The 11,164-nt window shown below is 40.8% G+C and carries 11 protein-coding genes; 8 read left to right on the top strand and 3 right to left on the bottom strand.

Going from position 1 to position 11,164, the window contains the following annotated elements:
* The first annotated feature begins 26 nt into the window (after nucleotides 1-26).
* The 3 genes from holA (at nucleotide 27) to Q0R88_RS23450 (ending at nucleotide 2,769) form a co-directional block, all read left to right on the top strand.
* Nucleotides 27-1,049, top strand: coding sequence for a DNA polymerase III subunit delta (holA, locus tag Q0R88_RS23460; RefSeq protein WP_295720855.1), 1,023 nt, complete (start codon nucleotides 27-29; stop codon nucleotides 1,047-1,049).
* Nucleotides 1,050-1,333: 284 nt separating this feature from the next.
* A complete protein-coding gene (cysC, locus tag Q0R88_RS23455) occupies nucleotides 1,334-1,897 on the top strand; it encodes an adenylyl-sulfate kinase (protein ID WP_295720854.1) in 564 nt (187 codons plus the stop codon).
* 41 nt (nucleotides 1,898-1,938) lie between these two features.
* On the top strand, nucleotides 1,939-2,769 hold the full coding sequence (locus Q0R88_RS23450; RefSeq protein ID WP_295720853.1) for a sulfotransferase: 831 nt from the start codon (nucleotides 1,939-1,941) through the stop codon (nucleotides 2,767-2,769).
* Nucleotides 2,770-2,857: 88 nt separating this feature from the next.
* On the opposite strand, the gene Q0R88_RS23445 is transcribed toward Q0R88_RS23450, so the two are convergent.
* Complete coding sequence (locus Q0R88_RS23445) at nucleotides 2,858-5,794, bottom strand: PAS domain-containing protein (RefSeq protein ID WP_295720852.1); 2,937 nt, start codon at nucleotides 5,792-5,794, stop codon at nucleotides 2,858-2,860.
* A gap of 153 nt (nucleotides 5,795-5,947) precedes the next feature.
* On the opposite strand from Q0R88_RS23445, the gene Q0R88_RS23440 reads away from it, so the two are divergent.
* Nucleotides 5,948-6,391, top strand: coding sequence for an AraC family transcriptional regulator (locus tag Q0R88_RS23440; protein WP_295720851.1), 444 nt, complete (start codon nucleotides 5,948-5,950; stop codon nucleotides 6,389-6,391).
* A 48-nt stretch (nucleotides 6,392-6,439) separates the two neighbouring features.
* On the top strand, nucleotides 6,440-6,856 hold the full coding sequence (locus tag Q0R88_RS23435) for a VOC family protein (RefSeq protein ID WP_295720850.1): 417 nt from the start codon (nucleotides 6,440-6,442) through the stop codon (nucleotides 6,854-6,856).
* Between the two features lie 255 nt (nucleotides 6,857-7,111).
* Here the strand turns inward: Q0R88_RS23435 and Q0R88_RS23430 are convergent, their stop codons facing one another.
* Nucleotides 7,112-7,477, bottom strand: a complete 366-nt coding sequence (locus Q0R88_RS23430; RefSeq protein WP_295720849.1) for a hypothetical protein — start codon at nucleotides 7,475-7,477, stop codon at nucleotides 7,112-7,114.
* Nucleotides 7,478-7,707: 230 nt separating this feature from the next.
* Here Q0R88_RS23430 and Q0R88_RS23425 point away from each other — a divergent pair, with 230 nt between their 5' ends.
* From Q0R88_RS23425 to Q0R88_RS23415, 3 genes are all read left to right on the top strand, one after another.
* On the top strand, nucleotides 7,708-8,178 hold the full coding sequence (locus Q0R88_RS23425) for a nucleoside triphosphate pyrophosphohydrolase family protein (protein WP_295720848.1): 471 nt from the start codon (nucleotides 7,708-7,710) through the stop codon (nucleotides 8,176-8,178).
* Nucleotides 8,179-8,259: 81 nt separating this feature from the next.
* Nucleotides 8,260-9,219 (top strand): 23S rRNA (adenine(1618)-N(6))-methyltransferase RlmF, encoded by a 960-nt coding sequence (gene rlmF / locus Q0R88_RS23420; protein WP_295720847.1) that lies wholly within the window; start codon nucleotides 8,260-8,262, stop codon nucleotides 9,217-9,219.
* Between the two features lie 142 nt (nucleotides 9,220-9,361).
* Nucleotides 9,362-10,234: a DUF1080 domain-containing protein gene (locus Q0R88_RS23415; protein WP_295720846.1), complete on the top strand. Its 873-nt coding sequence runs from the start codon at nucleotides 9,362-9,364 to the stop codon at nucleotides 10,232-10,234.
* Between the two features lie 133 nt (nucleotides 10,235-10,367).
* Here Q0R88_RS23415 and Q0R88_RS23410 read toward each other — a convergent pair whose 3' ends face one another.
* On the bottom strand, nucleotides 10,368-11,015 hold the full coding sequence (locus Q0R88_RS23410) for an ankyrin repeat domain-containing protein (protein ID WP_295720845.1): 648 nt from the start codon (nucleotides 11,013-11,015) through the stop codon (nucleotides 10,368-10,370).
* Nucleotides 11,016-11,164: the final 149 nt, after the last annotated feature.

Here is an 11,164-nt window from a genome sequence, read left to right as displayed (position 1 = left end):
TTGACTTTTGATTTTGACTTAAAAAGATGACTGCTGCAGAAATATTAAAGGATATCAAAAACCGCAAATACAAACCTTTGTATCTGCTGCATGGCGAAGAACCCTATTTTATTGACCTGGTAAGCAATCATATTGAGCATCACCTGCTTCCTGACGCCGAGAAGGGCTTTAATCAAACTGTAGTATATGGTAAGGATACCGATATGATGTCGGTGCTTAACGCTGCCAAGCGTTACCCCATGATGGCCGATTACCAGGTTGTGCTGGTAAAGGAAGCCCAGGATATGAAATGGGGTAAGGATGATGACAATAAAAAAGGGATCGACCCCTTATTGAGCTATCTTGAAAAACCATTAGCAAGTACTATACTGGTATTTTGCTACAAATATGGAAAGTTTGATAAGCGCAAAAAAACATATAAAGCGATAGAGAAGAATGGACTCATTTTTGAATCGGCTCCTTTATATGATAGCAAGATACCCGCCTGGATTGAAGGATTTATAAGCGATAAAGGTTACAAAATAAACCAGCAGGCCTCGGCTATGTTATCAGAATACCTGGGTAATGATCTCTCGAAAATTTCAAATGAGCTTGATAAGCTGATGCTGAACTTGGCCGCCGGCCAGGAGATAACCCTGAAACTTATACAGGATAATATTGGCATCAGTAAGGAGTACAATGTATTTGAACTGCAAACCGCACTCAGTAAAAAAGACGCCTTTAAGGTTAACCAGATTATTAATTATTTTGAAGCCAACCCCAAAGCCAATCCTATAGTGCTGGTGCTGGGTAACCTTAATAATTTTTTTAGTAAGGTGTTGGCTTATCATTACGTAAAAGATAAATCACAACAAAACGTTGCCCGCGAGTTGGGGGTGAATCCTTATTTTGTGAAAGATTATGAACTTGCCGGTCGTAGTTATAACTATCCAAAAACAATGCAGGTTATCAGTTATCTGCGCGAGTACGACCTTAAAAGCAAAGGTGTTGAATCAAACGCTCCCCACGGCGAATTGATGAAAGAACTGATGTTTAAAATACTACACTAACAGCACGCTAAAGCTGCTTCGGTAAGCCGTAAAACAGGTAACATTTTTGTTAGGTGTATCAACTAATATACTGGTAGATGTACTTGTCGTTTAAGAAAAAACGCCCTTTGCAGTCTAATTTAAAGGTTTTTTGAGGTTTTAGACCTGTGTATTAACTTGTTTGTAAAGAACTATTTACAATGTAACATAATTTAACCTGTAATTTAATTCCCTATGTTCACTTAGCGAATAGCATCCTGCAGTGCGTTTGCGGCATGATAAATGAAAACATAAATTATTAGATTATGATACTTCTATTCTGCGGATTATCAGGGGCAGGAAAAACAACATTAGCACAAAATGTTGCCAATGAACTAACCGGACTTGCCATAAGAACGGAAATCATTGATGGTGATGAATATCGCAATGAAATTTGCCGCGACCTGGGTTTTAGCAAAGCCGACCGATGTGAAAATATACGTCGGTTAGGTTTTATTGCCAGCCGGTTTTCGGCACACGGCATTGTTACTATTGTAAGCGCTATAAACCCTTACGATGAGATGCGCCGCGAACTGGCCGAAAAATATGGACATGTAAACATTGTTTATATTGATTGCCCCATTAATAAACTTATCAACCGGGATACGAAGGGGCTGTACAAAAAAGCCTTTTTACCAGATGGGCATCATGATAAATTAACTAATCTTACGGGCGTTAACGCGCAGTTTGATGTACCCTATAAACCAGATTTATATATAAATACTAACGAAAGTACCATACAGCAAAGCACTTCATCACTGCTGTATTTTATCTTGAATAATCTTCATCCTGTTGAAAAGGCTCAACATAAAGTAAGCGATAGAATTTAGGCCAAAGGCCATTATCGTTTGTCGTATTGCCTATTATAGTTATGCAAAAAAGAACGCTCATTATTGCAGGCATGCACCGCTCGGGCACCTCGCTTATTACCCATTGGCTTGCTAAATGCGGTATGCAATTGGGCGAACGACTGGCCTTGCCGAATCACGGAAATGTTGAAGGTGACTTTGAAGATTTAGAGTTTTTAAAAATGCACGAAGAGATCCTCGCCAACCATCAGCTCCCTACATCGGGATTAACAGACCAACATGTAGACACCTTTTCTATCTACGAGCGCGAAAAAGTTAAAAGTATTATTAAAACCAAGCGGCAGTTATATGATCAATGGGGATGGAAAGATCCCCGAACATGTCTTTTCCTGGATGTTTATAAGGAGTTGATTCCCGATGCCTGCTATCTTATAATCCTGCGCAACTATCAGTCTGTAACCAGCTCATTATTGAGGCGGGAGTTTAAATACATCGATAATAAATACATGGCCCGTAAATACCTGTCGCGGTTGGTATGGACCTGGTTTAGGCGGAGCCGGCGACTGGACGCTTTTTACCATAGTTACAGTCAGGAATTTTTGAAAATTTGGATATCCTATAACCAGGATATATTAAAGTGTATAAAAAAATTAAACCGCGATGCTTTTGTAGTAGTTAATTATTCGATGTTGAATAAGGAAGATGCCAGCGTTTTTGCACACCTTCAAAATAACTGGAATTTTTCGTTAAAATATTTCAGGTTTCAGGATGTTTTTAAAGAAAGTCTCATGGGCAAGGATATTGACATTGATGGCTACATTACCGATAAATCATTAATTGCGACTGCAAAACAACTGCAGAATGAGCTTAATGGTTATATGATGATGGGGTAAATGCTTTAGCACAGCATTGTCCTAATAAAGAATTATACCCAGGCCCGTAAATTAAGTTTTAGGGGCTTGCTATTTTATAGTACAGGGCCTACTTGCTATCTATCCATTCTATTGCCAGGTCAGCATCGTTAAAAAACTGGAAAACAACTTTACCTGTCAGGGTATCTACGCTTTTTTTGGCAGATAGCTGGCTGAAAACGCTTGGCGAGTAGATCCAGGCAAAATATTGCAATCCTGCTTTTTCCATAGCTGGGAACCATTCTGTATTGCTCCAGTCTGCCGCTTCTGACCAATTGCCAAGTACATGAATATTGTTATTGAGCACCTTATGAGCATTGTTTTCTTCCAGCATATCCAGTATGCGCAGGCATCCCTTTTGTATTGATTCCAGGTTTTGGAAACCTGTCCAATCGGCATCTATACGGCTATGCTCCTGGTTATAAGTCAAGGTGATTGTGTCATCCTGGTAGTATCTATAGCCGTCTTTTACAGGTTCGATCCTTGTCGCATGGTCAAGCATCAGCCTAAAAAAGAAAGTTGACCCCTCACCAGGCACGCTTTCAATCCAGAAACTGCCGTTGTGCCTTTTCAGGATCTCGGCCGATATAAAAAGCCCCAGGCCCAAACCTTCAAAGCGCATGGCAGTATTATCAACCCGGTAATAACGATCAAATAGACGCATCAGGTCTTTTTCTTCGATGCCGATACCAAAATCCTGAACAGATACTATGAGGCTGTTATCAGGATGCAGGGTGCAATTCACAATTACCCTATCCGCCTCTGGCGAGTATTTTATAGCGTTGCTAAGAAAGTTATTTACTACCTGCTCCAGCCGGAAACGATCGCCGGTGTAGATGGCATCGTCAGCTTTTTCGAGAATGATCTGGTGCGATGCTGTTGCCTGTTGCACACTTTCTATACTATCTTTAAGCATCTCCACAAAACTGAAGGCTTCCATATTATAATCTATCTTACCGGCGTTGATCCGGGTAACATCCAATAGATTGCTGATCAGTTTCTCTAACCTAAGTATGTGTGCTGCCGATTTTTGTACAAATCCGGTTAGCTTTTGTACTTCATTTGTACGCAGCATCAGCTGATTAAAGGCCTTAATACTGGTGAGTGGTGTTTTTAACTCATGACTGGCTATTGACAGGAATTCATCCTTCTTTTGTTCGTTATCTTTTTGTGCCTCAATATTGGTATTTGTACCCAGCCATAATCGTATCTGTCCGTTCTCTACCAGTGGCACAGCCCTGGCCAAATGCCATACATACTGCCCGTCATGAAATTTGAGGCGAAACTCAACCGTAAATTCATTGGCGTTTTGCAAAGCGGCTTTCCATTTTAGCGCACTCCTATGCCTGTCATCAGGATGTATAAATTCCTGCAGGCTACGTCCCAATACATGATCCATACTTTGGCCAAAATCATCGCAAACGACTTCATTTACATAATCAAGAACGCCATCGGGGCGTGCTGTCCAAACCTGTTGCGGCATTGCATTCAGTAAAAATCTAAAACGCTGCTCGTTTTCTTTTTCTTTTTGCCGGGTAAGTACGGTTTCGGTTATCTCAAAAGCAAAAACCAAAATTCCATCCACAATGCCATCGCCGTCATACCTTGCCTGGTAAATAAATGTAAAGTAGCGGTCTTCAATAGGGCCGTTGGCGGTGCGCGCCAACGGTACTAAAAATTCTTTACCTTCAAAAGTATTACCGGTATAATAAACACTTTTTAATATATCTATAATAGGGGTGCCTGCCAGCTCTGGCAATGCTTCTAAAATGGGTTTATTCAACAGATCCCTGCCAGGAAAGAGTTGCTGGTATGGTGGGTTCACCAATTCAAATATCATCTCGGGCCCATCAAGCAAACAAATACCTGTAGGTAATTGCATAAAAAATCTTTTCAGCCTGTCGCGTTCGCCGGCTGCTTCGGCCTGGGCATTAAAAAGTTCAATGCTCCGTACTTTTACCCTTTCCTCCAATTCATCATTTAGCTTAAGCATATTTTGCTGGGCTAAAAACAACTCCTCGTTGGTGGCGCTCAGTTCTTCATTAGATGCCCTTATTTCCTCATTGGTGGCCTGTATTTCTTCATTGGCATTTGCCAATTCATAATTTAAAGCCAATAGCTCCTGCTTGTTTTGTTCGAGATTTTTTTTGGCTAAAACAAGTTCGGTTACTTCATATTTAAAACTTAAAACAGATACTATCTCCCCTTTCTCGTTTTTTATGGCCTGGTAAACAAAGTTAAAATAATGGTCTTTTAAAGGTTTGCCAATTTCGCTGGCCAGGGGTATGCAAATTTCATTGCCGGCAAAGGTTTCGCCGGTTTTGTAAACACGCTGCAGCTCATCCCAGATGGGTTGGCCGGCTACTTCGGGCAAGGCGTATAGTAAGGGTTTGCCTAATACCTCGCGGTTGGGAAAAAGCTCACTCTTATACCGTGGATTTATGAAATCATAAACCATATCAGGCCCGGTAACTATGGCTATCTGCGCAGGGATCTCCTCAAAAAGTTTTTCCATTTGTTTGCTCAGATTTTGGGCCTTTGCAGCAGCTACTATTTCTTTTTCCAGGCTTTCTTTTAAATTCCGTTCGGCAATCACCTGCTGGGTAACATCCTGGGTGTGATGAATAATGTAACTTATTTCGCCCTCGTTATCCAAAATCGGTGTGTGGGAGGTATTCCAGTAGTGTTCTTCAAATTGTAAAGTATTACTTGCATTGGGTATATCAAACCGCATTACCGGCAATTGATGCGGCTGGCGGGTTTCTAATACTTTATTTAACGAAAAGGAGATACCTCCCTCGTGTGATGACGGATCAGGAATTTGAGGGAAAACATCAAAAAGATATTGTTCTTCGAGCGCTAATCTCGTTCTACCTGTTAGCTGTAAATAGGCATTACTGGCCGTAAGTATATAAAAAGCCGGTGAAAGTACCAGGTAGGGTTGAGGTAACGTCTCAAAAACCCTTAACATTTCCGGGGGGAAAGCAGAACTATGTTTTAACGCCATTTAAGCTTTAGAAAGATGTATACAAGGATACTAAACGGTTAGCAGTTATTAAAATATCATTAGAGAAGAAAATGTTTTAAAAAAAATATTACGGTTAGCAGGTTGAGTATTTTAACTAATTGCCTCATCTTTACTTTGGTTTTTAAAAATAGTATGGCAGGTACCGCATCCATTCCCAAAATTTACTTGTACAGGCGTATTGTGCATGCCAAATTGTTTATTGATGATCATTATCACCAGCCCATCAACCTGGATGACATTGCTGACGAAGCCTTTTTCTCAAAGTTCCATTTCATTCGCCTGTTTAAATCTACTTACGGTAAAACGCCGCACCAGTATCTGATAGCTGTAAGAATTGAGCAAGCCCGCTTGCTGCTGCAAACAGGTACACCTGTAACACAGGTATGTTATGCTGTAGGGTTTGATAGTGCCAGCTCTTTTTCGGCTTTGTTTAAAAAAGTTCTGCGGCAGTCGCCTTATGCATACCAGCAACAGGCGCTTAAAAGATCGGCCGATATGCTGCAATCGCCACTAAAATTCATTCCTAATTGTTTTGCGCAGGAAAATGGCTGGATAAAAAACAGCAATTTTCAATAAGTACGCTCCTGCTTTATTGTTCATCTTTGGTTTAAACAATAATTGCAGATGATCACAAAAATGAACCACGTTAGCATATTTGTTCTTGACCAGGACAGTGCTTTTGAGTTTTACGTTAACAAGCTTGGTTTTAAAGTACATACCGATGCATCCATGGGGCCGGGAATGCGCTGGCTCACGGTATGCCCACCGGAGCAACCCGAACTGGAAATATCCCTTATGGCTATTGCCGAAGGCATGATGTTTAAAGAGGAGGCGGCCCAACAAATGCGTGCATTGGTAAGCCAGGGTACTTTTGGCTTTGGCGTATTTGAGTGTAACGACCTGATGGCAACTTATGAAGAGTTGAAAGCCAAAGGCGTTGAATTTAAAAAAGAACCAACAAAAGAGTTTTATGGTTTTGAAGCCTTGTTTAAGGACGACTCTGGCAATTGGTTCTCTTTGGGCGAAAAACAAAAAGGATAAAAATAGCCCCGAACCATGTTTACTGCAGTAAACATGGGAAACAACAAAATTACTGATGTAAAGAATTGTACTTTTAATGCTTTGCCTGCAGTATAACTAATACACGTTAGTTGAGCTGTTTTGTGGCGTTATATCCTTAAAAATCAATGATGTAACTGCTTTAAGCGCAATCGCTTTAGGAAAACCATTTGATTTTTAACTATTGGATATGAAACCCTTTAGCAAAAATAAAATGGTAATGCCCTAAAAGGGGTATTATTTTACAGTTTCTTCTTTGGTAACAACTGGCTTAGGGGCAGCAGTTTTGGTGTTACTTTTTGCTACAGTTTTTTTAGCTTCTGCTGGTTTGGCAACAGGCAAAACAGGAGCTTTGGCTTCAGCCGAAATCACTTTGGTTTTTTTATCGGCCTCGGCAGGAGCTTCTTTTTTGTCGCTTATTTTGGCAGCAAGTGTTTTAGCTAAGTTCCTGGCAGCTTTTTCAATAGCCTTAGTTACATTTTTCAGGTCTGGTCCAATTTCGCTTACAATAGCTTTTAACTGATCAGTAAATTTATCGTTCAATTGTTTTTTAAGAGCTTTGCGGGCCTCCTTCGCGGAGGATTTTGTTTTTTTATTTTTCATGGAAAAGGGTTGAGAAAATTCAGGTTGATTTTGAACTTATTTTCGGCACAAAGGTAGGTTAATATAAAGCTAATCTAATATTATGTTTATGTTAACAAAGTTACTGTATGTTAACTGATTGTTAATCATATAGCATAACCAAATTTTTGCAAATCTGTTTTAAATTTGCGTTTTTTTGAAAGCGCTGTGGTTATTCATAACTTAGCGCCCTTAAATACTTCCTGAAAATTATGATTCAAGATTTAAACTCTTTAAACCAGGTTGCCGAATTTCACAGCACTTTTAAACACCCTATTATAGCTGCGCCACAGATTCCGTCAAAGGAGCGGTGCCAGTTACGTATAGAACTTTTGGCCGAAGAGCTTAAGGAATTACAGGAAGCGGTTAATGATAATAACCTGGTTGAAATAGCCGATGCGCTATGCGATCTGCAATATGTTTTATCAGGTGCGGTACTGGAGTTTGGTCTTGGCGAAAAGTTTAAGGAATTGTTTGATGAGGTTCATCGCTCCAACATGAGCAAGGCCTGCAAAACTATAGAAGAAGCTAACCAAACTATTGAGCATTACCGTAATACAGCGGGTACCGAATCGCACTATAAAGAGATTGACGGATTATACCTGGTATATCGTACCGCGGATAGCAAAACACTTAAATCAATTAATTATTCGCCTGCCAATTTGGGCAGTATTGTAGGGTAGATAGCTAAAAGCTGAAGGCGGAAAGCTTAAAGCTAATTAAGAAACTACCTTTTTTAAATTTATAAATTAACAAACAACAACTTGCCAGAATCAGCCCCAAATCAACCCGAAATTAAAGAATTTATGCACCCGCGTAACCGCCATCGCGAGGGCTATGATTTTAAGGCGCTGATGAGGGCCATTCCCAAGCTACGGCCTTTTGTAACGGTAAATAAATATGATAGTCAAACTATCAACTTTGCCAATCCAGAGGCGGTTAAGTTGCTTAATAAGGCTTTATTAAAGCATCATTATGGTATCGGCTTTTGGGATATCCCCGAAAGCTATCTATGCCCACCTATCCCAGGCCGGGCCGATTATATTCATTATGTGGCCGATCTTTTAGCTACAGCCAATGGCGGTGTTATTCGTAAGGGCAAAAAGGTTAGGGTGCTGGATATTGGGGTAGGGGCAAATTGTGTATACCCTATCATTGGCCACCAGGAATATGGCTGGAGCTTTGTGGGGATAGATATTGATGAAGAAGCTTTACAGGCAGCCCAGGAAATTATCACTAAAAACGATGAGCTGAAGAATGCCATTGAACTAAGGCTACAAAAACACAAGGCGGATATTTTTGTATTTGCCATAAAACCCGGCGAGAAGTTTGATCTTACCATTTGCAACCCTCCATTTCATGCCTCCATTAAAGAGGCTGCCGAGGGCTCACGCCGCAAATGGAATAACCTGGGCTTAAAAACAGATAACGAACCCGTACTAAACTTTGGCGGCCAAAATACCGAATTATGGTATCCCGGTGGCGAAGCAGCATTTTTAAAACAAATGGCTACGCAAAGTACCCGTTTTGCTAAACAATGCTTATGGTTCACTACACTGGTATCGAAAAAAGAAAATTTACGCATTTTGTATAATGCTTTGCAAAAGGCTGGTGCAACCGAGGTGCAAACCATCAACATGTCGCAAGGGCAAAAAGCAAGCAGGATCATGGCCTGGACCTTTCTTTCGCCAGAAGACCAGCAGGAATGGGCTAAAAAGCAATAATTACGAGCTGGTAGTTTTTAATCAATTGATAATTATTTTTTACCATAAGCGGCTTTTTATTAAAGCTGTTTATGTACTTTTATATTGAAACAACAATCGATTGCGTATTAACTAAACCTCAGTGTTATAGCATCTCACCACTATGAAAAAAAGCTCAACCATTGTTTTAAGCTGCTTATTTATATTGGCGCTCACATCATTCAATCCCGATAAGGGCTGGATCAGCCTTATGGATAAAAAAATGAGTAAGTGGACAATTTACCAAAGTTACCGGCTTAAGTTTCCTTATAAAGGGGAGGCGCCTAAGGATGTGAACGGTAAAACCCTGCCGCCCATTGGTTACGATAAAAATGAGGCAAATGTATTCTCAGTACAAATGCAAAACAATGAGCCGGTATTACACATCAGCGGCGAAATTTATGGTTGTATTTATACCAAACAGGAATTTCAAAACTATCACCTTAAGCTGAAAACCAAATTCGGTACCAAGAAATGGGATCCCCGCTTAAATGAACCTATGGATTCTGGCCTGCTATACCACTCGCAGGGCGAATGTGGCGCCGACTATTTTCATTCGTGGATGTTATCAGAGGAGTTCCAGGTGATGGAGGGAGGCATAGGCGACTATTGGAACGTGGGTACTGCCCATGCAACGGTTCGTGCAAATAAACCAGCAGGCGTACCCAATTATGTGTTTAATAAAGATGCCGATAGGGTATTTATGGGTGTAGGGGCACCCAACCAGGGTTTTTGCCAACGCCACGAAAACTTTGAAAACCCAAAAGGCGAATGGAACACTATGGAATTGATTTGCTACGGAGATAAGAGTGTTTATATCGTAAATGGGCATGTGGTTAATGCCTTGTCAAACCTAAGTTACCAGGATGGTAAAGGAAGTAAACCCCTAACCAAAGGCAAACTCCAACTGCAAAGCGAAGCTGGAGAAGTATATTTTAAAGATATCCAGATCAAAAGCATTGATAAAATGCCAGAGGAGTATGCTGCTTTTTTTTAAATGCAGTTTTCTAAGGATGGTCTAAGGAAATTGTAACTCTGCATAGTTGAGTCTCCAATTATGCAGAGCGGATATACCAGGCTGGATCTGCATCGCGAAGACGCAAATATGCGTCTCTACAACCCCCAAATCATCAGCTTAAAATCTCCGCGATATCGTCGAAGCCTTTTTCGCGGGCCAAATCGGCAGGGAGTTTACCTCCCTCCATACGGGTATTAATTTCAGCGCCTTTTTCCAATAGTAGTATCAACAGTTCTAAATTTCCGTTTTGTGCTGCAGCGTGCAAGGGGGTAGCGCCGGCTTGTTGCTTTATATGAATAAGCGATCCGTTTTCAATAAGCATACTGGCAATCTGGGTATAATTGCCGGCGCACGCCGAATGAAGCGGGTAAACATGAAAGCCATTGTTTGATGGGAGGTTTACATCGGCACCTTTCAGCACCAGGTAACGGGCAACATCATAATTCCCAAAATAGCAGGCCAGGCCAAGCGGGGTGAAGCCATCCCGGGCATAATCATTAATCGAGCTGGGGTTGGCGTAAATAAGATTAGCCATCACATCAAGCTTGCCTGCGGCTGCGGCCTCAAATATATTTATCTCGCCAACATGCTTCAGCAACAGTTCGGTAACTGCAGGCTTTTTGTAATAGCATGACAACATCAATGGTGAAACCTGGTGGCTGGTAAGGGTTGTTGCCAGCTTGGGGTTTTGTGTAAGCAAGGCATCCAATTGGGGTAAATTGGCAGCGGTGATATATTCTTCCAGGGTTTCTATACTCATTATTTACAGTTAAATAAGGGCGTTGAAATTTTTTTATAGGTTAGGACAGCCCTGTTATTCAATTATACTAAAAAAATAAAAATACGCCTAACTATTTACATAATCTGCTAACTTTATATTTCAACAGTTAGCAAAATTTTTGATGATTG

This window comes from Mucilaginibacter sp. (assembly GCF_025362475.1).
Taxonomy (GTDB): Bacteria; Bacteroidota; Bacteroidia; order Sphingobacteriales; family Sphingobacteriaceae; genus Mucilaginibacter.
This window is presented reverse-complemented; position numbering and strand designations above follow the sequence as displayed.